The 23473-nt window shown below is 60.6% G+C and carries 19 protein-coding genes; 12 read left to right on the top strand and 7 right to left on the bottom strand.

Annotated features, from left to right (window positions below):
- Both cydB and DK871_RS03685 read left to right on the top strand, forming a co-directional pair.
- Complete coding sequence (gene cydB, locus DK871_RS03690) at positions 1-1008, top strand: cytochrome d ubiquinol oxidase subunit II (RefSeq protein WP_014720024.1); 1008 nt, start codon at positions 1-3, stop codon at positions 1006-1008.
- 12 nt (positions 1009-1020) lie between these two features.
- The gene (locus DK871_RS03685) at positions 1021-1185 is read left to right on the top strand and encodes a DUF2474 domain-containing protein (protein ID WP_003194328.1); all 165 of its coding nucleotides are present in this window, start codon (positions 1021-1023) and stop codon (positions 1183-1185) included.
- Between the two features lie 125 nt (positions 1186-1310).
- Here the strand turns inward: DK871_RS03685 and DK871_RS03680 are convergent, their stop codons facing one another.
- Together DK871_RS03680 and DK871_RS03675 are read right to left on the bottom strand one after the other, a co-directional pair.
- Complete coding sequence (locus DK871_RS03680; protein ID WP_161904016.1) at positions 1311-2435, bottom strand: class I SAM-dependent methyltransferase; 1125 nt, start codon at positions 2433-2435, stop codon at positions 1311-1313.
- A 140-nt stretch (positions 2436-2575) separates the two neighbouring features.
- A complete protein-coding gene (locus DK871_RS03675; RefSeq protein ID WP_003194324.1) occupies positions 2576-3286 on the bottom strand; it encodes a LuxR family transcriptional regulator in 711 nt (236 codons plus the stop codon).
- Between the two features lie 446 nt (positions 3287-3732).
- On the opposite strand from DK871_RS03675, the gene DK871_RS03670 reads away from it, so the two are divergent.
- Entirely contained in the window at positions 3733-4509 is a 777-nt protein-coding gene (locus DK871_RS03670) for a ferredoxin--NADP reductase (RefSeq protein ID WP_161904015.1), read from the top strand.
- A 41-nt stretch (positions 4510-4550) separates the two neighbouring features.
- On the opposite strand, the gene mscL is transcribed toward DK871_RS03670, so the two are convergent.
- Positions 4551-4967 carry a large-conductance mechanosensitive channel protein MscL gene (gene mscL / locus DK871_RS03665; protein WP_019818024.1) on the bottom strand — a complete coding sequence of 139 codons (417 nt, stop codon included), beginning with the start codon at positions 4965-4967 and terminating at the stop codon, positions 4551-4553.
- Positions 4968-5254: 287 nt separating this feature from the next.
- Between mscL and katB the strand changes: the two genes are divergently transcribed.
- Genes katB through radA form a run of 3 tightly spaced genes read left to right on the top strand, consistent with a single transcriptional unit; the run spans position 5255 to position 8796 of the window.
- Positions 5255-6796 (top strand): catalase KatB, encoded by a 1542-nt coding sequence (katB, locus tag DK871_RS03660; protein WP_020301753.1) that lies wholly within the window; start codon positions 5255-5257, stop codon positions 6794-6796.
- A gap of 57 nt (positions 6797-6853) precedes the next feature.
- Complete coding sequence (locus DK871_RS03655) at positions 6854-7393, top strand: ankyrin repeat domain-containing protein (protein WP_161904014.1); 540 nt, start codon at positions 6854-6856, stop codon at positions 7391-7393.
- Between the two features lie 35 nt (positions 7394-7428).
- Positions 7429-8796 (top strand): DNA repair protein RadA, encoded by a 1368-nt coding sequence (gene radA, locus DK871_RS03650; RefSeq protein WP_003194313.1) that lies wholly within the window; start codon positions 7429-7431, stop codon positions 8794-8796.
- A 67-nt stretch (positions 8797-8863) separates the two neighbouring features.
- Here the strand turns inward: radA and DK871_RS03645 are convergent, their stop codons facing one another.
- On the bottom strand, positions 8864-9232 hold the full coding sequence (locus DK871_RS03645) for a PilZ domain-containing protein (protein WP_161904013.1): 369 nt from the start codon (positions 9230-9232) through the stop codon (positions 8864-8866).
- Between the two features lie 174 nt (positions 9233-9406).
- On the opposite strand from DK871_RS03645, the gene DK871_RS03640 reads away from it, so the two are divergent.
- The 3 genes from DK871_RS03640 (at position 9407) to yjiA (ending at position 12799) form a co-directional block, all read left to right on the top strand.
- Positions 9407-11473, top strand: coding sequence for a carbon starvation CstA family protein (locus DK871_RS03640; protein ID WP_003194310.1), 2067 nt, complete (start codon positions 9407-9409; stop codon positions 11471-11473).
- 15 nt (positions 11474-11488) lie between these two features.
- Positions 11489-11686 (top strand): YbdD/YjiX family protein, encoded by a 198-nt coding sequence (locus DK871_RS03635; RefSeq protein ID WP_003194308.1) that lies wholly within the window; start codon positions 11489-11491, stop codon positions 11684-11686.
- Between the two features lie 156 nt (positions 11687-11842).
- Complete coding sequence (gene yjiA, locus DK871_RS03630) at positions 11843-12799, top strand: GTPase (protein ID WP_161904012.1); 957 nt, start codon at positions 11843-11845, stop codon at positions 12797-12799.
- A 270-nt stretch (positions 12800-13069) separates the two neighbouring features.
- Here the strand turns inward: yjiA and glyA are convergent, their stop codons facing one another.
- Both glyA and DK871_RS03620 read right to left on the bottom strand, forming a co-directional pair.
- Entirely contained in the window at positions 13070-14323 is a 1254-nt protein-coding gene (glyA, locus tag DK871_RS03625) for a serine hydroxymethyltransferase (protein ID WP_003194304.1), read from the bottom strand.
- Between the two features lie 197 nt (positions 14324-14520).
- Entirely contained in the window at positions 14521-18372 is a 3852-nt protein-coding gene (locus DK871_RS03620) for a bifunctional diguanylate cyclase/phosphodiesterase (protein ID WP_161904011.1), read from the bottom strand.
- Between the two features lie 285 nt (positions 18373-18657).
- Between DK871_RS03620 and ettA the strand changes: the two genes are divergently transcribed.
- A complete protein-coding gene (ettA, locus tag DK871_RS03615) occupies positions 18658-20322 on the top strand; it encodes an energy-dependent translational throttle protein EttA (protein WP_014720011.1) in 1665 nt (554 codons plus the stop codon).
- Between the two features lie 66 nt (positions 20323-20388).
- On the opposite strand, the gene DK871_RS03610 is transcribed toward ettA, so the two are convergent.
- The gene (locus DK871_RS03610) at positions 20389-21318 is read right to left on the bottom strand and encodes a LysR family transcriptional regulator (protein ID WP_161904010.1); all 930 of its coding nucleotides are present in this window, start codon (positions 21316-21318) and stop codon (positions 20389-20391) included.
- A 95-nt stretch (positions 21319-21413) separates the two neighbouring features.
- Here DK871_RS03610 and DK871_RS03605 point away from each other — a divergent pair, with 95 nt between their 5' ends.
- Both DK871_RS03605 and DK871_RS03600 read left to right on the top strand, forming a co-directional pair.
- Entirely contained in the window at positions 21414-22607 is a 1194-nt protein-coding gene (locus tag DK871_RS03605) for an MFS transporter (RefSeq protein ID WP_161904009.1), read from the top strand.
- 34 nt (positions 22608-22641) lie between these two features.
- Positions 22642-23466 (top strand): hypothetical protein, encoded by an 825-nt coding sequence (locus DK871_RS03600; protein ID WP_161904008.1) that lies wholly within the window; start codon positions 22642-22644, stop codon positions 23464-23466.
- Positions 23467-23473 lie beyond the last annotated feature (7 nt).

Below are 23473 nucleotides of genomic sequence, written 5' to 3'. Positions count from 1 at the left end.
ATGGGTATTGATCTTCCGCTGATCTGGGCCGTGATCATCATCTTCGGCATCATGATGTACGTGGTCATGGACGGCTTCGACCTGGGGATCGGCATTCTTTTCCCGTTTATTCCGGGCAAAGTCGACCGTGACGTGATGATGAACACCGTGGCGCCCGTATGGGACGGCAACGAAACCTGGCTGGTACTCGGCGGCGCGGCGTTGTTCGGCGCGTTCCCGCTGGCCTATTCGGTGGTGTTGTCGGCGCTGTACCTGCCGCTGATCCTGATGCTGATCGGGCTGATCTTCCGCGGCGTGGCCTTTGAGTTCCGCTTCAAGGCCAAGGACCACAAGCGTCACCTGTGGGACAAGGCGTTTATTGGCGGCTCGCTGGCGGCGACTTTCTTCCAGGGCGTGGCACTGGGCGCCTTTATCGACGGCATCCCGGTGGTGGACCGCCAGTTCGCCGGTGGCTCACTGGACTGGCTCACGCCGTTCACGATGTTCTGCGGCGTGGCGCTGATCGTGGCGTATGCCTTGCTCGGCTGCACCTGGCTGATCATGAAGACCGAAGGCAAGTTGCAGGAGCAGATGCACAACCTGGCGCGGCCTTTGGCCTTCGTGGTGTTGGCGGTGATCGGCATCGTCAGCATCTGGACGCCGCTGACCCACCCGGAAATCGCCTCGCGCTGGTTTACCCTGCCGAACCTGTTCTGGTTCCTGCCGGTGCCGATCCTGGTGCTGGTCACCATGTACGGGTTGATCCGCGCCGTGGCACGTAACGCGCACTACACGCCGTTCCTGTTGACGCTGGTGCTGATTTTCCTCGGCTACAGCGGCCTGGGGATCAGCCTGTGGCCCAATATCATCCCGCCGTCCGTGTCGATCTGGGATGCCGCCGCGCCGCCGCAAAGCCAGGGCTTCATGCTGGTGGGCACGCTGTTCATCATCCCGTTCATCCTGGGCTACACCTTCTGGAGCTACTACGTATTCCGCGGCAAGGTCACCCACGAAGACGGCTATCACTAGGAGGGTTGAAACATGTCCAAACCTTCGTTGCACGAGATTGAACAGGCCGAGAAGCAGCCGTTGTGGCGCCGGCTTGGGTGGCTGGCGATGATCTGGACCGGCAGCGTGCTGGCCCTGTTCGTGGTGGCCAGCCTGATGCGCATGTTCATGAATGCGGCAGGCCTGAGCACGCACTGACCCCCACGTGTAGGAGCGAGCTTGCTCGCGAAAAACTCACAGACGCCGCGTTTATTCAGGAAGCACGCGTTATCGTTGACGTTTTTCGCGAGCAAGCTCGCTCCTACACGTAAGCAGGGTTTTTTTTATTTTCGCGCTTTGAGGATGACAAACTTGGGCGTGGCCGCTACTTGCTCGACGCCACGGAACAGCCGCGCCAGCTTGCTGTGGTAGCCCAGGTGACGATTCCCGACGATGTACAAGGCGCCGCCGACCACCAGCGCTTCGCGTGCCTGCTGGAACATGCGCCAGGCCAGGAAGTCACCGACCACTTGTTGTTGGTGGAACGGTGGGTTGCACAGCACCACGTCCAGCGACTGCGGCTCCTGGCCGGCCAGGCCGTCGCCGGCCTGCACGGTGACGTCCCGTTCACCCAAGGCGGCTTGCCAGTTTTCGGCGGCCGATTGCACCGCCATGTACGACTCATCCACCAAGGTGTAATGCGCATTAGGGTTGTGCAGGGCGCTGGCAATAGCCAGTACGCCGTTGCCGCAGCCCAGGTCCGCCACGCGGGCAGTGCCGAGGTTTTTTGGCAGATGCGGCAGGAAGGCACGGGTGCCGATGTCCAGACCTTCGCGGCAAAACACGTTGGCGTGGTTGAGCAACTCGATGACCGGCGCATCCAGGGTATAGCGGGTCGGGTAGGGCGAGACCGCAGCAGGGCGGGCCTCGACGCTGGCGATCAACAGCCGCGCCTTTTTGACCGCCAATGAGGCGTGCATGGGGCCGATGTAACGCTCCAGCAACTCGCCTGCGGCCCGGGGCAAATGCTTGACCATCGCACCTGCGATCACCTCGGCGCCGGGCGCCAGTTGCCCTTGCAGGCGAATCAATTGTTCTTCCAGCAACGCCAGGGTTTTCGGTACGCGGATCAACACGCGATCGAACGGCCCGGTCGCGAGCTGGCTGGCCGGTATGAAGGGCACGGCATCAAAGGGTTTGCCGTTGCGCACCAGGTTTTTTTCCAGGCCCTGGGCTGCGAGGAACGAGTCACCGCTGGAGGTCACCTGCACCTGGCCTTGGAGGCTGGCCGCCAGGGCGCCGAAGCTGTCATTGAGGACCAGCGCGCGGGTGGCGGCAGTAGGCTGCTGCGCGGCGAGGTGGCTGAGCAGGTATTCGTCGGCGGCATCGAAGGCTTGCAGCGGATCATTGTGTTGCTCTGGCTGACGAATCAGGTCGAGCTGTGCGAAAGGGCTGTCAAGCAGGGGCATGGTGGGGCAAGGCTCTGGGTAATCGACGGACCTTCTGAGTGAACGGCGGGGCAACCGTGGAAAGCGCACCCTCAACACTCAGAATTGGCCGTAAATGTTACGTTTTTTTCAACGCGATGACATGCGGTGTTTTGCGTAGGCTAAAACAGGCCGGCTTTAGCGGCGCGCAGCACGGCCTGGATCTTGTTATGCACGCCCAGCTTCTTGAAGGTACTGCTGATATGAAAGCCCACGGTGCGTTCGGACAGGCAAAGAATCGCGGCGATCTCGGAAGCAGTCTTGCCCATCGCAGACCACTTGAGGATTTCCGTTTCCCGGGCGGTCAATTTGCTGGGCGCTTTGATCTCGGGCGCGTCGGCGTACTTCTGCGCGACGACCGCATGCATTGCATGGCAAAGCCACAATACCTGGCCGGCTTTTTCGTAAAGCTCTTGCGGGCTGACCTCGCCCTTGCTGCGAACCAGGGTCAGCATGCTGAATACACCCTGGAAATCATGCACGGCTTGGGTCCAGCCTAAATGCACCCCGCAGGACTGAGCCAGCTCCCACAACTGGGGGGTGTTGGCAAAGGTTTTTTGCTCCCAGAGAATGGGCAGTACCGAACTTTTGCAGTGGGTTACAACGGGGTCTACATCGAAGTAGTGTGCTTGTTTATAAATGTGGCTCCATTCGTTTGGATAGTTACTAAATAGAATGGGTTTTGTTTGAGTGTCTTGTGACTGGGAGCTCATCGTAAAAGAGCAATATTCGAAACCCAGTTCATAGGTGTGGTTAATCACCATCTCAAACACACTGGTGATTTCACTCTCGCCTTCCAGCTTGGGCAGCCGGGTGTTATGCCAATTGACCATCGATGACTCTCCATAGGTTTCTGTGTGACTTGGGTACGTCCTGATCTCCCAATGCAACTCGAAAACAAGTGTAGGGGAAGTCCTACAACTGAGTCTGAAAAATATTTTACTTACAGGGTTTGTTTCGCACGCCGGTTTTGTACAAGGCTTGGAGTTTTGTATAAGGGCACTTGGCAGTGGAAGTTTTTTCAACGTTTTTAATGTCTTAAAAACAGTATCAAAATGATGTCGTTGTAAGTGCTGTTTCATCTAGTGAGGTGTTCGGGGTGCATTAATAGCCAAATAATTAGTTCCACTGAGGCGCCCATGGTGTAGCCCCTGGCTGGCTCAAAAACGCGCGGGCCAGCTGCGCGGGCCTTCAGCGATTGCAAAGCCAGTACCAATCATCGGTGTTTGCGCGGTCTGTTTTGAGGGACACTAAAGGCCTGTGCAAAACGGAGCCCCCCATGACGGCCAGTGCTGAGAAATTTACCCGCCAGACCCTGCTCGATGTGCAATCGCTGACCCCCAGCCTGTTCACCCTGCGCACCACCCGCGATGCCGGTTTTCGTTTTACCGCCGGCCAGTTCGTGCGCCTGGGCGTTACCAAGGCGGATGGCAGCACCGTGTGGCGTGCCTATTCCATCGTGTCTTCGCCGTTTGACGAGCATCTGGATTTCTTTTCCATCGTGGTCCCCGGCGGTGAGTTCACCAGTGAACTGAGCCGCCTGAAGGTGGGCGATACCTTACTGGTAGAGCGCCAGGCCACCGGTTTTCTGACCCTCAACCGCTTTGTCGACGGGCGCGACCTGTGGTTGCTGGGAACCGGTACGGGCATTGCGCCGTTCCTGTCGATGCTGCAGGACTTCGAGGTATGGGAGAAATTCGAGCGCATCATCCTGGTGTACAGCGCCCGGGAAGCCAAGGAACTGGCCTACCAGTCGCTGATCAACACACTGGGTGAGCGTGAGTACCTGGCCGACTACGCCCACAAGCTCACCTACATTCCCATCGTCACCCGCGAGCTGCATCCGGGCGCGTTGAACGGGCGTATTACGGCCTTGATAGAAAATGGTGAGTTGGAGCGGGCGGCGGGCGTGGAACTGACGGCGCAGGATTCGCGCGTACTGATTTGCGGCAACCCGCAGATGGTCGATGACACGCGCCAGTTGCTCAAGCAGCGGGACATGCAACTGAGCCTGAGCCGACGGCCTGGCCAGGTGGCGGTAGAAAACTACTGGTAGAAAAAAGGCGCCTTACGAGGCGCCTTTTTTGCATCCGCAGGTTAAAGCGGCTTGTTGTTCTGTGCCTTGAGCAGATCGCGGATCTCGCCCAGCAGCACTTCTTCTTTGCTCGGCGTCGGCGGCAGGCTTGGGGCCACGGCCTCTTCGCGCTTCAGACGGTTGATCGCCTTCACGCCCATGAAGATTGCAAACGCGACGATCACAAAGTCGATGATGCTCTGGATGAACTTGCCGTAGGCCAGCACAACAGCGGGTACATCACCCTGTGCTGCCTTGAGCGTGACGGCCAGATCGGCAAAGTCCACGCCACCGATCAGCAGGCCGATGGGAGGCATTATCACGTCGCCTACAAATGAGGAAACAATCTTGCCGAAGGCAGCACCGATGATGATACCGACGGCCATGTCGACCACATTACCTTTGACCGCGAAGGCCTTGAACTCACTGATCACGCCCATAGGTTATTCCTTGTTACAGTTGAGGAGGGTGGAGGTCAGTGTAATTCAGTCGAACAGCACTTGCTCGACACAACTGTTAACACTGTCGGTTTTTATCGACACATCAAATCGCAAATAGTTTGCAAAGTGCCACCAGTCGCGCGCGAATTACCGGCTATTTCAGCGAGTTACCAGATTATTTTCTTAATCGGGCCTGTGGTGTTTTTCTATTTATCTTCTGACTCGCAGGTCACTAGCCTCTGACAAGCACAACAGAATGTGCGCTAAAAAAACCAGAGGAAACCTCGATGAACACTCCAATCAGCCGCAGGCCCGTGTCGGCGCGCCATGCGCTGGCACTGGTGACTGCCAGCCTGCTGTCCCTCTCCGTGCAAGCCGCCAACCTGACCCGCGATAACGGGGCCAACGTCGGCGATAACCAGAACTCCCAGACCGCCGGCGCCAATGGCCCGGTGCTGCTGCAGGATGTGCAACTGATCCAGAAGCTGCAGCGCTTCGATCGCGAACGCATCCCGGAGCGCGTGGTGCACGCGCGCGGCACGGGCGCCCATGGCACCTTCACCGTAACCGATAACCTCAGCGACCTGACCAAGGCCAAAGTATTCGCCGCCGGTGAAACCACACCGGTGTTTGTGCGCTTCTCGGCCGTGGTACATGGCAACCACTCCCCGGAAACCCTGCGGGACCCACGGGGCTTCGCTACCAAGTTCTATACCGCCGAAGGTAACTGGGACCTGGTCGGCAATAACTTCCCCACGTTCTTTATTCGCGATGCCATCAAGTTTCCGGACATGGTCCATGCGTTTAAACCGGACCCGCGCACTAACCTGGACGATGACTCGCGCCGTTTCGACTTCTTCTCCCATGTTCCAGAGTCCACTCGTACACTGACCGAGTTGTACTCGGACTCCGGCACCCCAGCCAGTTACCGCGAAATGGACGGCAATGGCGTACATGCCTACAAGTTGATTAACACTAAAGGTGAAGTGCACTACGTCAAGTTCCACTGGAAGAGCCTGCAGGGCATCAAGAACCTTGATCCCAAGCAAGTTACCGAGGTGCAGGGGCGTGACTACAGCCATATGACCAACGATCTGGTCACGCACATCAACAAAGGCGACTTCCCCAAGTGGGACTTGTATGTGCAGGTGCTCAAGCCTGAAGACCTGGCCAAGTTTGATTTCGACCCACTGGATGCCACCAAGATCTGGCCGAATGTGCCCGAGCGCAAAGTCGGGCAAATGGTGCTGAACCGCAACCCGGCCAATGTGTTCCAGGAAACCGAGCAAGTGGCGATGGCCCCGGCCAACCTGGTACCGGGTATCGAGCCGTCGGAAGACCGCTTGCTGCAAGGCCGGGTGTTCTCCTATGCCGATACGCAAATGTACCGTCTGGGCGCCAACGCCCTGCAACTGCCGATCAACGCTCCACGGGTCACCGTCAACAACGGTAACCAGGACGGCGCGATGAACTTCGGCAAGACCACCACCGGCGTGAACTACCAGCCAAGCCGCCTGTTGCCACGTGAAGAGCCGCAAGCCGCACGCTACAGCCAGGCGCCGCTGTCGGGCAGCACCCAGCAGGCCAAGATCCAACGTGAGCAGAACTTCAAGCAGGCCGGTGACCTGTACCGTTCCTATACCAAGAAAGAGCGCGAGGACTTGATCAACAACTTCGGCGGTTCATTGGCCACCACTGATGACGAGAGCAAGCACATCATCCTGTCGTTCCTCTACAAGGCGGATCCGGAATACGGCACTGGCGTGGCAAAGGTCGCCAAGGGCGATCTGGCTCGCGTGAAGGCGCTGGCGGAAAAACTGACTGACTGATTCGTTGGTTGCGGTCGGCGCCTTCACGGGCGTCGACCTTTGGCAGGAGCACACCCTATGCGCATCTCTATCGGTTTACTGATGGCCATGCTGGCCTTCGCTGCCCATGCCGAGTCCCCCGACCCGGTGGCGCTCAAGGCGCAGTTGCAGGACTACTATTTCGACGCCGCCCGGCGTGGCGACCTCGACATGCTCAACACCTTCATTGAGTCCGGCTACGGCCTCAATACCCAGGACGACAAGGGCTACACAGCGTTGATCCTGGCTGCTTATCACGGCCAGGGCCCGTATGTGGAGCGTCTGCTCGATGCCGGCGCCGACGCCTGTGTGCAGGATCAACGCGGCAACACAGCGTTGATGGGCGCCATCTTCAAAGGCGAGCTGAAAATCGCCCAGCGCTTGTTGGCCACTGACTGCAACCCCGACCAACGTAATGGCGCGGGGCAGACGGCTGCGATGTACGCCGGGCTGTTCAAGCGCGTCGAATTACTGGGTGAGTTGCAAGCCAAGGGCGCCGACCTGAACGCCGAAGACCCGGTCGGTAACAGCGCTTCACGTTTGGCTAATGGCGAAATCCGGACCCCAGCGTCGCGCTGAGCTATCATCGCGTTTTTTCGGTTGGAGGTTCTCATATGGCAAAGGCCAAGCGCATGTACGGCTGCACAGAGTGCGGCGCGACCTTTCCCAAATGGGCGGGCCAGTGCTCCGAATGCGGTGCGTGGAACACCTTGACTGAAACCATGATCGAGAGCGGCGGTGCCGCAGCCCCTACCGGCCGTGCCGGCTGGACCGGCCAACAGGCGCAGATCAAGACCCTGGCCGAAGTCAGCGTCGAAGAGATCCCGCGCTTTTCCACCGCCTCCGGCGAACTGGACCGGGTCTTGGGCGGTGGCCTGGTGGACGGCTCGGTGGTGCTGATCGGCGGTGACCCTGGCATCGGCAAGTCCACGATCCTGCTGCAAACCCTGTGCAGCATCGCCAGCCGCATGCCAGCGCTGTATGTCACCGGCGAAGAGTCCCAGCAGCAAGTGGCCATGCGCGCCCGGCGCCTGGGCTTGCCTCAGGACCAGTTGCGGGTGATGACCGAAACCTGCATCGAAAGCATCATCGCCACGGCGCGCATCGAAAAGCCCAAGGTCATGGTCATTGACTCGATCCAGACGATTTTCACCGAACAACTGCAGTCGGCACCCGGCGGCGTGTCCCAGGTGCGCGAAAGCGCGGCGCTACTGGTGCGTTACGCCAAGCAGAGCGGCACGGCGATCTTCCTGGTTGGCCACGTCACCAAGGAAGGCGCACTGGCCGGGCCACGGGTGTTGGAACACATGGTCGACACCGTGCTGTATTTCGAAGGGGAGTCCGACGGTCGCCTGCGCCTGCTACGGGCGGTGAAGAACCGTTTTGGCGCCGTCAACGAACTGGGTGTGTTCGCCATGACCGACCGGGGGCTGAAAGAAGTCTCGAACCCCTCGGCGATTTTTCTCACCCGCGCCCAGGAAGAAGTCCCCGGCAGCGTGGTGATGGCGACGTGGGAAGGCACCCGGCCGATGCTGGTGGAAGTCCAGGCGCTGGTGGATGACAGCCATTTGGCCAACCCACGGCGGGTAACGCTCGGCCTGGACCAGAACCGCCTGGCGATGTTGCTGGCGGTGCTGCACCGGCATGGCGGCATTCCGACCCACGACCAGGATGTGTTCCTTAACGTGGTGGGCGGGGTCAAGGTGCTGGAGACCGCGTCCGACCTGGCGTTGATGGCGGCGGTGATGTCCAGCCTGCGTAACCGGCCGTTGCCCCATGACTTGCTGGTGTTTGGCGAGGTGGGGTTGTCGGGCGAAGTGCGCCCGGTGCCGAGTGGGCAGGAGCGGTTGAAGGAAGCGGCCAAGCATGGCTTCAAACGGGCGATTGTGCCCAAGGGCAATGCCCCGAAGGAGGCGCCGCCGGGGTTGCAGATCATCGCTGTGACGCGGCTGGAGCAGGCGTTGGATGCCCTGTTCGAATAATCCGCAACACTGCTGAACCCCTGTGGGAGCTGGCTTGCCTGCTCCCACATTTTGATTGATGTGTGTTTCAGATCTCCAGCAGGGCGCCCAGTTCGCGCTCCAGTTCTTGCTCATCACCCAGGTTCAACTCAACGAACCTACGCAAATGGCTGATCGAATCCAGATCAATGTCCTTGCACACAAAGCCCAACTGACCATGATCTTCATGGGTCAGCCGCGCTTGCATCTTTATATGCGTCTTCTGGTCCAGGCGTATGTCGACGTCAAAGGGCAGCGCTTTATTCCCCTTCCAGTTGTCAGGCCGTTCCACCAGCAATCCCTTGAGTGATAAATCCACCAGTTTCACCGGCCATTCGCTGCCGTTTTGCCGAAGTTCGGCCGTGGCATCAAAGGCAATCCGGCGAAAACGGCGACGTTCAGACGCATGCTCGGTCATGGTAAAACCCTCTGTGAATGGGGGGAGTGTAGCCCGGGGCCATCAAGGGGCGATTATTTCGGCTTTTTTTACCGGTTGAAGGCTCTAGACCAACGTAGGGGGCTGGCCTTTGAGGCCAGTAGCGCTAAACTCGGGCTGGCTGTCCTTTCTGTCCACCCTGGCTGGAATATAAAAATGAAAAATAATAATAGCCTGCTACGCCACTTACCCTGGCTAGTGCTGGCAATTGTAGGAGCGTGCGCCCTGGGCGTAGTGGCCTTGCGCCGCGGCGAGGCGATCAACGCCTTGTGGATTGTGGTCGCTGCAGTGGCCATCTACCTGGTTGCGTACCGTTACTACAGTCTGTTCATCGCCAACAACGTGATGCAACTCGACCCTCGGCGGGCAACCCCTGCGGTGGTCAACAACGATGGTCTGGACTATGTGCCGACCAACAAACACATTCTTTTCGGTCACCACTTTGCGGCGATTGCCGGTGCAGGCCCGTTGGTCGGCCCGGTCCTGGCGGCGCAAATGGGCTATCTGCCCGGCACCCTGTGGCTGATTGCCGGGGTGGTGCTGGCCGGTGCGGTGCAAGACTTCATGGTCCTGTTCCTGTCCACCCGTCGCAACGGCCGTTCCCTGGGGGACATGGTTCGCGAAGAGATGGGCCGCATTCCCGGGACCATCGCGCTGTTCGGCTGCTTCCTGATCATGATCATCATCCTCGCGGTGTTGGCGCTGATCGTGGTCAAGGCCCTGGCCGAGAGCCCATGGGGCATTTTCACGGTGATGGCGACCATCCCGATCGCGATGTTCATGGGCATCTACATGCGCTACATCCGCCCGGGCCGCATCGGTGAAATCTCGATCATCGGCGTACTGTTGCTGCTGGGCTCGATCTGGCTGGGCGGGCAGATTGCCGCTGATCCGGTGTGGGCCAAGGCGTTCACCTTCACCGGTATCCAGATCACCTGGATGCTGATCGGCTACGGCTTCGTGGCCGCTGTGCTGCCGGTGTGGCTGATCCTGGCGCCTCGCGACTACCTGTCGACGTTCCTGAAAATCGGCACCATCATCGCCCTGGCGATTGGCATCCTGGTCACCATGCCTGACCTGAAAATGCCGGCACTCACCCAGTTCATCGACGGCACCGGCCCGGTGTGGAAGGGCGGCCTGTTCCCATTCCTGTTCATCACCATTGCCTGTGGCGCGGTCTCGGGCTTCCATGCGCTGATCTCCTCGGGTACCACGCCCAAGTTGCTGGCCAGTGAAAGCCATGCCCGTTACATCGGTTACGGCGGCATGCTGATGGAGTCGTTCGTGGCCATTATGGCGATGGTTGCCGCCTCGGTGATCGAGCCGGGCGTGTACTTCGCCATGAACAGCCCGGCCGCCATTGTCGGCACCGACGTGGTTACCGTGGCGCAGACGGTCAGCAGTTGGGGCTTTGCCATTACGCCTGAGGCCCTCTCTGCCGTGGCCCACGATATCGGTGAAACTACCATCCTGGCGCGTGCCGGCGGTGCGCCGACGTTGGCGGTGGGTATCGCGCAGATCCTGCACAGTGTGCTGCCGGGTGAAAACACCATGGCGTTCTGGTACCACTTTGCAATCCTGTTCGAAGCGCTGTTCATCCTCACGGCGGTCGACGCCGGTACCCGTGCCGGTCGTTTCATGCTGCAAGACCTGCTGGGTTCGTTCGTGCCGGCGCTCAAACGTACCGAGTCCTGGACCGCCAACCTGATCGCCACGGCCGGTTGCGTGGCTATGTGGGGCTACTTGCTGTACCAAGGCGTGATCGACCCGCTGGGTGGTATCAACACCTTGTGGCCGCTGTTCGGTATCTCCAACCAGATGCTGGCGGGTATCGCGCTGATGCTGGCGACCGTTGTGCTGATCAAAATGAAGCGCCAGCGCTACATCTGGGTGACCATGTTGCCAGCAGTGTGGCTGTTGATCTGCACCACGACTGCGGGCTTCATCAAGCTGTTCGACGCCAACCCGGCGATCGGCTTCCTGTCGCTGGCCAAGAAATACAGCGATGCCCTGGCTAACGGCCAGATTTTGGCTCCGGCCAAGAGCATCGACCAGATGCAGCACGTGATCTGGAACGCCTACACCAACGCAACGCTGACGGCGCTGTTCCTGTTCGTGGTGTTCAGCATCCTGTTCTATGCGCTCAAGGTGGGTGTCGCCGCCTGGGGCAACAAAGAGCGTACGGATAAAGAAGCCCCGTTCCAGGCTGTACCGGACGCGTAAACGAGGATTGCAAACATGTTCAATGACATCAGTCGCCTCGGTAAATACCTCGGTCAGGCCGCCCGCCTGATGGTCGGCATGCCCGACTACGACACCTACGTCGAGCATATGCAAACCAAACACCCGGACAAGCCGGTGATGGACTACAAGGCGTTCTTCCGGGAACGCCAGGAAGCCCGTTACGGCGGCAAGGGTGGGCCCAAGTGCTGCTAAGTTGGTAAAACGGCTGTACCTGTAGGAGCGAGCTTGCTCGCGAAAAACCCAAGGACACCACGTGCATCCAGACAGCACGCGTTATCGTTGACGTTCTTCGCGAGCAAGCTCGCTCCTACAGTCGTTTTTGCGTCCCCATTTTTCAGGAGAATCTCTTTGTCCTCTCCCATCCCCGTCACCATCCTCAGCGGCTTCCTCGGCGCCGGCAAGACCACCTTGCTGCGCCACCTGCTCAAGGCCGAGCACGGCTTGAAAATCGCCGTGATCGAAAACGAATTCAGTGATGCCGGTATCGACACCCAACTGCTGGGTGACGAGCCGGTGCAAGTCATGACCCTGTCCAACGGCTGCGTGTGCTGCACCATCCACACCGACCTGACCAAAGCCCTGCACCTGCTGCTTGAACGCCTGGACAGCGGCGAGATCGCCTTCGACCGGTTGGTGATCGAATGCACCGGCCTGGCCGACCCGGCGCCGGTGGCCCAGACCTTCTTCATCGACGAAGAACTGCGCGAGCGCTATATCCTCGACGGCATCATCACCCTGGTGGATGCGGCCCACGCCGAGCATCACCTGGCCCAGACCATCGCCCAGGCCCAGATCGGCTTTGCCGACCGCCTGCTGGTGAGCAAGCGCGACCTGGTGGACGAGGCCACCTTCGAGGCCCTCAGCCAGCGCCTCACCCGCATCAACCGCCGTGCGCCGATTCGTGTGGTGGACCACGGCAAGATTGATTTGGCCGAGTTGCTGGATGTGCGCGGCTTCAATCTCAACGCCGGCATGAGCCTGCGCCCGGTGAGTGCAGCGCCGTCGGTCGACCGTATTTCCAGCCTGGTGCTGCGCACCGACCAGCCGCTGGATATCGACCGTCTCAGCGAGTTCATGAATGAACTGCTGGAAGATCATGGTAAGCAACTGCTGCGCTACAAAGGGGTATTGAATATTGCCGGGGAGGATCGACGCATGGTGTTCCAGGGTGTGCTGAAGCTGTATGGCTTCGACTGGGATACCGAATGGGCCGAGGGCGAGGCGCGGGAGAGTGTGATCGTGTTTATTGCCGATGAACTGCCCGAAGACAAGATTCGCCAAGGCTTTGAGCGGGTCTACCAATAAACCCGGCTTGAAATGCACTCCAATGTGGGAGCTGGCTTGCCTGCGATAGCGGTGGGTCAATCACTGATGGGCTGACTGCAAAACCGCCATCGCAGGCAAGCCAGCTCCCACACTAGACCCTGTTTCAAATTGAAATCGGCATAAAAAAGCCCACGTGTAGGAGCGAGCTTGCTCGCGAAGAACTCACAGGCAACGCGTGCACCCTAGATGCACGCGTTATCGTTGACGTTTTTCGCGAGCAAGCTCGCTCCTACAGTGGGCTTCTTGGTATTACGCGCCGTATACCGGCAGCTTCTTGCAGATGGCCTTGACCTTCTCACGTACCGCGTCGATCACGGCTTCGTTGTTCAGGTCTGCCAGGATGTCGCAGATCCAGCCGGCCAGTTCCTTGCACTCGGCTTCCTTGAAGCCACGGGTGGTCACTGCCGGAGTGCCGAAGCGCAGGCCGGAGGTGACGAACGGCGAACGTGGGTCGTTCGGCACGGAGTTTTTGTTCACGGTGATGAAGGCTTTGCCCAGGGCAGCGTCAGCATCTTTACCGGAAATGTCCTGCTTGATCAGCGACAGCAGGAATAGGTGGTTTTCGGTACCGCCGGACACCACGTCAAAACCGCGCTCGATGAACACACTGGCCATGGTCTTGGCGTTCTTGACCACTTGCTGCTGGTAGGTCTTGAACTCAGGCTGCAGTGCTTCCTTGAAGCAGATCGCCTTGGCCGCGATCACGTGCTCCAGCGGGCCGCCTTGGGCGCCCGGGAAAACGGCGGAGTTGAGCTTCTTCTCGATCTCGGCGTTGGCACGCGCCAGGATCAGGCCGCCACGTGGACCGCGCAGGGTCTTGTGGGTCGTGGTGGTGACCACGTCAGCGTAAGGCACTGGGTTCGGGTAAACGCCTGCAGCCACCAGACCGGCCACGTGGGCCATGTCGACGAACAGGTAGGCACCGACCTTGTCGGCGATTTCACGGAAGCGTGGGAAATCCAGGATCTGCGAGTAGGCAGAGAAACCGGCCACGATCATTTTTGGCTTGTGTTCGACGGCCAGACGCTCGACTTCGTCGTAGTCGATCAGGCCGTTGGCATCGATACCGTACTGAACGGCGTTGTACAGCTTGCCGGAGGACGAAACCGTGGCGCCGTGGGTCAAGTGACCGCCGTGGGCCAGGCTCATGCCCAGGATGGTGTCGCCGCCTTGCAGCAGGGCCAGGTACACGGCGCTGTTGGCTTGGGAACCGGCGTGTGGCTGGACGTTGGCGTAATCGGCGCCGAACAGCTCTTTTGCACGGTCGATGGCCAACTGCTCAACCACGTCGACGTACTCGCAGCCACCGTAGTAGCGCTTGCCTGGGTAGCCTTCGGCGTACTTGTTGGTCAAAACCGAACCTTGAGCCTCCATCACCGCAGGGCTGGTGTAGTTTTCCGAAGCGATCAGCTCAATGTGCTCTTCCTGGCGCACGGCTTCTTGCTCCATGGCGGCGAAGAGATCGGCGTCGTACTTGGCAATAGTCAAATCACGGCTGAACATGGCGGTCCTCAAGGATCGGGGGCAGAAAAGGAGGGCATTCTAACCCAATGGGTTTTAGATGGCATATGAAAGGACATCATGTCGCGGACAAGTGGGGTTCATCTGGGGATGGGTGGTGGCAGTGATGGCGTCCATCGCCCTCTTCTGTAGGAGCGAGCAAGCTCGCCCCTACAGAAAGCCGAGGCCCGCCACAGCTTTCAGTCAAACATGAACAGCGCATCATTACTGAACTGCACCTCAAACCGATTCGCCGGCATTGGCCGCCCGAACAGGTAGCCCTGCACCTCATCACAGCCATGCTCACGCAGGAAGTCCAACTGCTCATGGGTTTCCACCCCTTCGGCAATCACCGCCAGGTTCAGGCTGTGGGCCATGGCAATGATCGCCCGGGCAATCTGTGCGTCCTGCTCACCCGAGGGCAGGCCGTCGACGAAGGTGCGGTCGATCTTCAGCACGTCGATGGGGAATTGCTTGAGGTAGTTGAGCGACGAATAGCCGGTGCCAAAGTCGTCCACCGCGATGCTCAGGCCCAGGTTCTTCAGGCTGGCGAGGATCTGCAGAGCTTCGTTGACTTCGCGCATCAGGATGCTTTCGGTCAGCTCCAGCTCCAGGCACGCCGGCGGCAGGCCGGTGTCCTTGAGGATGGTGGCGATGCGCGTGCCTAACTGGCCGTCGGAGAACTGCCGTGCCGAAATGTTCACTGAAACTTTAGGCACGCGCACTTTGTTCTGGTGCCAGGCCTTGAGCTGGCGGCAGGCTTCGCTGATCACCCAGTCGCCGACATCCACCACCAGCCCGAGTTCTTCCAATACCGGGATGAAATCCCCAGGCGGTACCAGGCCACGGCGCGGGTGGCGCCAGCGCAGCAGGGCTTCGGCGCCGGTTAGGCGTTTGCCGTCACCGCTGAATTGCGGCTGGTAATAGAGCACGAATTCGTTCTGGTCCAAGGCGTGGCGCAGGTCGCTTTCCAGTTCCAGGCGCTCCAGGGCGCTGGCGTTCATGTCGGCCTGGTAGAACTGGAAGTTGTTCTTGCCGCGCTCTTTAGCGTGATACATCGCCGTGTCGGCGTTTTTCATCAATTGGCTCAGCTCGTTGCCGTCTTGGGGGCTGAGGGCGATGCCGATACTGGCGGTCACGAAGAATTCGCGGCCCTCCAGCACAAAAGGTTTGACCAGGCTGGCGAGGATCTGCTCGGCCACATGGATCGCACGGTTCAGCGCCATTTCGCGGCTGACCCGTGGTTGCAACAGCAGGGTGAATTCGTCGCCGCCCATGCGCGCCACGGTGTCGTCTTCGGCCACACAGCCGAGCAGGCGCGTGGCCATTTCCTTGAGCATACGGTCGCCGGCCGCGTGGCCGAGGGAGTCGTTGATCGGCTTGAAGCGGTCGAGGTCGAGGAACATCAGCACCACCCACGACTTCTGCCGTTCGGCGGACTGCAACGCGGTGTGCAGGCGGTCCTGGAACAGGGTGCGGTTGGGCAGGTGGGTCAGGGCGTCGTAGTAGGCCAGGCGGTGGATGCGCTGCTCACTGGCCTTGCGCTCGCTGATATCGCTGAAGAAACACACGTAGCTGGCCAGGTCGCCTTCGTCGTCGAACACCGCGGTAATGCCGACCCAGGCCGGGTAATGCTCGCCATTGAGACGCTTGAGCCACACCTCGCCTTCCCAGGTGCTGTGCTGGTGCAATTGCTTGAGCACATAACGCAGATGGGCTTCCTGCTGCTCATCGACGGTGAGCATATTGGGCAACTGGTCGAGCACATCGCTCACCGCATAGCCGCTGACCCGGCTGAACGCCTCGTTGGCCTGCACGATATAACCGGCCGGGTCGGTGATCAGGATCGCCGAGGTGGAATGTTCGAACACCGTGGCCGCCATGCGCAGGTCTTTCTCGGCGCGGCGTTGCTGGCTGATATCGCGGCCCACGCCGAGGATGCCTTCAAACGCGCCATGTTCATCCCACACCAGCACCAGGCGCAGCTCTATCGGCACCTTGCGCCCGTCGGCGCGCAGGCAGTCGAACAGAAACAGCTGGGTCTGCACTTCATCGCGCAAAGTGTTCAAGGCCTCGGGGTTGCCGAGGGCGCGGCTGACCTGCTCCATCAGGCTGTAAATGCCGGTCAACTGCTGCGGGTTTGCAACGATCGACTGCCAGCCGTTCTTGAACACCCAGTTCACGTCATAGCCCAGCACGGTGTTGACCGAGGGGCTGATGTAGTTGAGGGCCAGTTGGCTGTCGGTGGAGCAGATCACGTCGCTGATGCTTTCGGCCAGCATCCGGTAGCGCTGTTCACTGTCGCGCAGCGATTCACTGGCCTCGATCTGGTCGGTGATGTCCTTGGCCACGCCGATGATCCGGGTGACCACCGTGGACGTATCACGGGCCAGGGCCTGTTCGCGGATATCGAAGCGGCGCCACTGGTTATTGCGGTGGCGAAAGCGCAGTTGGCAGTGCAGTTGGGTCGTATAAGCGGCTTGGCGTTGCTGCTGGCGCAAGTCGTGGTAATGCTCGGCGTCGTCGGGGTGCAGCAGGATTTCCCAGAAGTACTCGCCCATTTGCTGCAGTTCGGCCTTGTTGTAGCCCAGGGTGTGGCCCAGATGATGGTTGCTGAAAATCATGCGCTGGCTGATCACGTCCTGCACATACAGGTGATCGGGCACGGTGCGCACCACATCCGACCAGAAGCTTTCACGCTCCACCAGCGACAGTTCGATCAGCTTGCGGCTGGTGATGTCGCTGATGCTGAGGATCACCGCCTTGACGTCATCTTGCTGCTCGGGCAAACGCATCACCAGCCACAGGTACTGTTCGTTGCCGGCCACGTCGTTGAGCTGGATTTCCAGCTCCAGCTGTTTTTGCCGGGTCAGTACGGCTTCCAGCACCTGATAGCCGATGGACGTGGCATTGCGCGGGCAATCATCGATCAGGCGTTCCCAGGCCTGCTCGCAGGACGCGACGTTCAGCAGGCGCACGGCCATCTGGTTGACCTCGGTGACGCGCAACTCCTTGAGCAGTTGCTTGCGCTGCGTGGGGTTGGCCTGCAACCAGGCGTGCAACTGCTCGCGGCTTTGCACCTGGGTTTTGTCGCAAAACGCCTTGAGCCCCGACAGGTCCAGCACGCACAAGGCCACGCCGGTGCCTTCGAAGATGTCCTGATAGCGCCGCCGGCCTTCATTCACCTGGCGTTGGCGGCGGCGCATGTTGAGCAGCACGATCACCGGGATCAGCGAAAACGCCAGGCCGAGCAGGCACTTGCCGATAAAGGCCGGCAGCAGTTGTTCCAGCACCGCATTGCGGTCAAACATGCCGCGCAGTTGCCAATCGCTTTTGCTCAACGGCGTGACCAGCACGCTGCGGTTCAATTCTTCCGGCGTCAGGGCGCCGGACCACTGCGCCGGCATCCCGCTGTCACGGCTGACCACACGATGGTTCAGGCTGTTCTCGATCGCCCACATCGGGCGCTGGCCCTGGACATCCTGGCGCGTGAGGTTGGCCAGATAATTGGGCGCCAGGCGCAAGGCCCAGTACACCTTGGAGCCACCGCTGGGTTGGTGCAGCAACAGATAGATGACCGTGCCGTCATTGTCGTTGCTCAGGTAGTAGGACTGGGCGTGACTGCGCTTGACCAGGTCTTCGAGCAGGCCACTGTCTCGGCTGCCTTCGGCGGTGTCGCTGATCAATGCGCCGCTGGGGGCGAGCAGGGCGAAGCTGCGCAGGTCCGGCAAGGAGCGCTGCAGGGAGCGCATCAAGGCCTGTTGCTGTTCGGTGGTGCGCGGTGGTTCGAGGATGGGCAGCAGGTTCAGGGCGATCTGCGCGCTCAGGGCCATGTTCTGGCTGATCTGCTCGGCCAGGTCGGCGCTGTAGTCGATGGTGTATTGCTGTTGGTTTTTCTGGTTTTGCTGCAGTTGGTCCAGCAGCTGCCAGAACAATAAGGCGAGCAACAGCAGGACAAGCGTCGCCAACGCGCCTTTCAAGGTGCCGTGCAGGGGCGCTCCCGGCGCAATATGAGCGGCGCGCAAGGGCGTGGGCGGCGTGACGTTGGACAAACTGTGATCCTGCGGTTTGGCTGGACTGGCGCGCGACGTGCACTATAAGCCGGACGCCCGAAGGGCGGCTAGCATGCCTTGAGTTGTGGCAAAGTGCCAGTCCCGCCTGGCTGGACTGCCCCAGCGCATTCAGGTAGCTTTGCCGGTTACGCGGGGGCGTTCCAGCCCCAGACATTCAGGCTTTTTTTGCTCGCTGGCATTGATGATAGTCAAAGGCCCGCGCGGCGCATGGCCTGGCACGGGCTTCGTCCGCTTAATTCATCAGTCACTGACGCTAGGTTCACCATGGCTCAATACGTCTTCACCATGCATCGGCTGGGAAAAGTTGTTCCGCCGAAGCGGGAAATCCTGAAAAACATTTCGCTGTCCTTCTTCCCAGGCGCCAAGATCGGCGTGCTCGGCCTCAACGGTTCGGGTAAGTCCACCCTGCTGAAAATCATGGCGGGCGTCGACACCGAGTTCGAAGGCGAAGCCCGCCCGATGCCGGACCTGAACATCGGTTACCTGCCGCAAGAGCCGATCTTGGACCCGACCAAGACCGTGCGTGAAGTGGTCGAAGAGGCCGTCAGCGTGATCAAGGACGCCCAGGCGCGCCTCGACGAGGTGTACGCCGCCTACGCCGAACCGGATGCCGACTTCGACAAGCTGGCCGCCGAACAGGCCAAGCTCGAAGCGATCCTGCAAGCGGGCGATGGTCACAACCTGGAGCGCCAACTGGAAGTCGCCGCCGATGCGCTGCGCCTGCCAGCCTGGGACGCCAAGGTTGAGCACCTGTCTGGTGGTGAGAAGCGTCGTGTGGCCCTGTGCCGCCTGCTGCTGTCGGCCCCTGACATGCTGCTGCTCGACGAACCGACCAACCACCTGGACGCCGATTCCGTCGCCTGGCTGGAGCATTTCCTCCACGATTTCCCGGGCACCGTGGTTGCGATCACGCACGACCGTTACTTCCTGGACAACGTCGCCGGCTGGATTCTGGAGCTCGACCGCGGCGCTGGTATCCCTTACGAGGGCAACTACTCCGGTTGGCTGGAAGCCAAGTCCGACCGTCTGGCCGCCGAATCCAAGCAGCAATCGGCCCACGAAAAAGCCATGAAGGAAGAACTGGAGTGGGTGCGCAAAGGCGCCAAGGCCCGTCAGTCCAAATCCAAGGCGCGTCTGCAACGCTTTGAAGAAATGCAGTCGCAGGAATTCCAGAAGCGCAGCGAGACCAACGAGATCTACATCCCGGCCGGCCCGCGCCTGGGTGACAAGGTCATCGAATTCAAGAACGTCACCAAAGGCTATGGCGACCGCGTGCTGATCGACAACCTGTCGTTCGCCATGCCAAAAGGCGCGATCGTCGGCGTTATCGGTGGTAACGGTGCGGGTAAATCCACACTGTTCCGCATGCTGATGGGCAAGGAAACGCCGGACTCGGGCAGCATCGAGATCGGTGACACCGTGCAACTGGCGTGTGTGGACCAGAGCCGCGACGACCTCGACGGCAGCAAGACCGTGTTCCAGCAGATTTCCGACGGTTCCGACCAGATCCGCATCGGCAACTATGAAATCCCGTCGCGCACCTACGTCGGCCGTTTCAACTTCAAGGGCGGCGACCAGCAGAAGTTCGTCAAGGACCTGTCCGGTGGTGAGCGTGGTCGCTTGCACCTGGCCCTGACCTTGAAAGAGGGCGGCAACGTGTTGCTGCTCGACGAACCGTCCAACGACCTCGACGTTGAAACCCTGCGTTCCCTGGAAGAAGCCCTGCTGGACTTCCCGGGCGCCGCCATTGTGATCTCTCACGACCGGTGGTTCCTTGACCGCGTCGCGACCCACATCCTGGCGTACGAAGATGACTCCCAGGCGGTGTTCTTCGAAGGTAACTATACCGAGTACGAAGCCGACCGTAAGAAGCGCTTGGGTGAGGCCGCTGCCCAGCCGCACCGTGTGCGTCACAAAAAGCTGGCCTGATGCTGCAATAGCCGCAGCAGCCTGTTGAAAAAATACCCCTCACGCAGGGGTATTTTTTTGCCTGCGTTATGCCGGGAGCGTCGTGGGCGCCAGCGTCGGGCGGCTGCGCAGCAATTCTTCGACCACCCCCATAAAGGCCTCGACCAACAATGAGCGTGACGGTGAGCGCGTGAGTATCAGCAGGTGTACCCAGGCTTCGGGGTCTGCCAAGGGGCGGTAGACCACGCCTTTCCTGGCCAGGGTGCGGGTGCACTGGGGCACCAGCGAAACACCTTGGCCTGCCGCCACCAGGGCGATGATCGAGGTGATCTGGCGCCCCGCAGGGCCCGGGCGCAGCGCCAGGCCGCGGCGTTGATACAGGTGCTCGATGGAGCCGTTGAGGCCCGAACCGTAATCGCTGGGAAACAGAATCAACGGGTACTCACTGAGCTGGGCGAGGGTGACTTCGTCCTGCTCCGCCAGCGGGTTGTCGCTGCAAAGAGCCGCCACCAGCGGTTCTTGCCCCAACGACAAAGCCTCGACGCCGGTTTGCCCGGCCTCCGGCAGCAGGCGGCTCATGCCGACGTCGATGCGCCCGTCCAGCACGTGCGTGTGCAGGCTGCCGGAAGCGCTCTCCACCAGGGTCAGTTGCACATCGGGAAAACGCTGGGCGAAGGCTTGCAGGGTTTGGCTGAAGAGTTCCGACAAGGCAATCGAGCTGGCATAGCCTACGACCAGTTGGCCGGTCGAGCCGGCAGCCAGCTTGGCGGCGATGTCTTGTGCAAGCCTGGCGTGCTCCAGCGCCGCGCGGGCATACGGCAAAAAGTGCTGGCCTTGGGCGGTCAGTGTGACCGTGCGGCTGGTGCGGTCGAACAGGCGAAAGCCAAGCTCGGTTTCCAACGCCGAGATCTGCCGCGTCAGGGGCGGCTGGGCAAGGTGCAGGCGCTGGGCTGCGCGGCCGAAGTGCAGCTCTTCGGCGACCGTCAGGAAGTAACGTAACTTGCGTAGATCAAGCATTCTGTTTCCTGGGTATTGATCGGTCCGAATTCGGTATTGGTATTCCCTGCGCTGGGTATTCTATAAACATCCTCGACTATAAGACGAGAGGTCACATGAACCCGCGCTTGCCTCACGCCCGCTTCGCCGTGTTCCTGTGTGGCTGTGCGGCGTTTCTGAATCTGTATGCGACACAGAGCATCCTGCCTGCGTTTGCCGAAAGCTTCCAGGTGACTGCCCGGCAGGCAGGCTGGAGCATCACGGTGACCACGCTGGCGGTGGCGCTGACCGCGCCGTTTGTCGGGCGCCTGGCCGGACGTTTCGAACAGCGCACGGTGATTGCTGTGGCCGCTTTGCTGCTGGCACTGCCGACGCTGCTGACGGCCTATGTGGACAGTTTTGCCGAGCTGCTGGTGTGGCGTTTTGTCGAAGGGATGTTGATCCCCGTGGTGTTCGTCACCAGCGTGGCCTATATCGGCGATCGCTGGCGCGCGGCCAGCGTCACCGAGATCACCAGTTTGTACGTCGCGGGTACGGTGCTCGGAGGGTTTGCCGGGCGCTTTGTCTCGGGTGTCATGACCCAATATGTGGGCTGGCGCGAAGCCTTCGAACTGTTGGCGGTGATCAGCCTGCTGGTCGGCCTGCTGATTGTGTGGCTATTGCCGGCCAATCCGGTGGCGCGGCCCGGCGTCGCGGCCGTGGGCACGCACGGGGTGCGCCGGCTTCTGCGCAAACCCTTGTTGGCGGCCTATGGTGTCGGTTTCTGCGTGCTGTTCTCACAAGTCGCAACCTTTACCTATGCCGGCCTGTATCTCAGCCAGGCCCCGTTCAACCTGGGCGCCGCAGCGTTGGGCACTTTGTATGCTGTGTTCCTGCTGGCGCTGGTGGTCATTCCTATTGCGGGGCGCTTGAGCAAATCGCGACCACAATCGCAGTTACTGACCGGCGCCGTGGCGCTCGGCATCTGTGGCTCGGCGCTGACATTGTTGCCGTCCCTCTGGCTGATCGTGCTGGGGCTGGCCCTGAGCTCGACCGGCGTATTCCTGGCACAGGCATCCGCCAATGCGTATATCGCCACCACGGCAGGCCCGGACAAGTCCGGCGCCGTGGGGCTGTACCTGACCGGCTATTACCTGGGCGGCAGCGCCGGCGCGGTGGTCCCGGCCATGCTTTGGAATCAATGGGGCTGGCCGGGCTGCGTGGCGCTGGTCGCAGGTTTTCAGCTGTTGTCGCTGGCGATTGCCCTGCTGGGCTGGAAACCGGTAAAGCCCCAGGCCCTAGTCGCCGGACAGCGCGGCACACCAGCCTGATTTTTCATCCAATAAAGGACTATGAGAGGTGAACATGACTAACACCGTGATCAAGCGCAGCCAGTTGTTGAAGCTCATCGAACCGGTATTGAACGACATGCCGGCCGGTGCCTTGCGCCACGCGCTGTTCGAAGCCTTCTGGGCTCAGGAAGACGCGCTGGTGGATATCGAAGACGCTTTTGCACGGCTCACCTCGCGTCGGCATTCGCCGGCGGTACTGCGCAAGTTCTTCGCCAGTTGGTCCAAGACCAATAATTCGGCGGCCAGTGTGTCCGGCCTGGCCAACCGCATTACCTTGCTGGCGCGCTCTGATGAAGGCTCCGCCGCCGCCGCGCAGTTGTACCGCGCCTGCGGCAGCCTGCAACGCATCACCGATGAGGATCTGGGCGCGTTGGGCAACACCTTGCACGCAGACCTGTTCTACACCATGGCCACCGCGCTGTGCGGCGATGACCAGTGGATATTGAAGGACAATTGCCTGCCCTCGGCGCAGGCGTTCAAGGACTGGACCGACACCCGCCGCCTGCGTGATCGCGACCTGCTGCAGGGGTTACTGACCACGTTGATCCACGAGGTGTACACCCACGGCGAAGTGGAATTCATCCACCCGTTGTACTCGCAGTGGTTCGTGCGGGACATGGGCGTGCCGCCGGAGAAATCCCGCGCCACGGTGGCCTGGGTCACGGTGCACACCGGCGGTACCGAGAGCAACCATTTCGCCCATGCGGTGGCGGCGGTGAATGAGTTCACCACTGCCATGCAGATTGAAGTGGACCCCGCCACGGCGCGCGACATTTTTGCCCAATACCTGCAGCGTAAAGCCCGTGTGATGAGCGACTGTGCGCAGTTGCTGGGTTAACCCGGCG

The sequence above is a fragment of the Pseudomonas sp. L13 genome (assembly GCF_009935965.1).
In the GTDB taxonomy this organism is placed as follows: Bacteria; Pseudomonadota; Gammaproteobacteria; order Pseudomonadales; family Pseudomonadaceae; genus Aquipseudomonas; species Aquipseudomonas lactis.
Note: the sequence above shows the minus strand (reverse complement) of the source record. Positions and strands in the feature narration are given on the sequence as shown.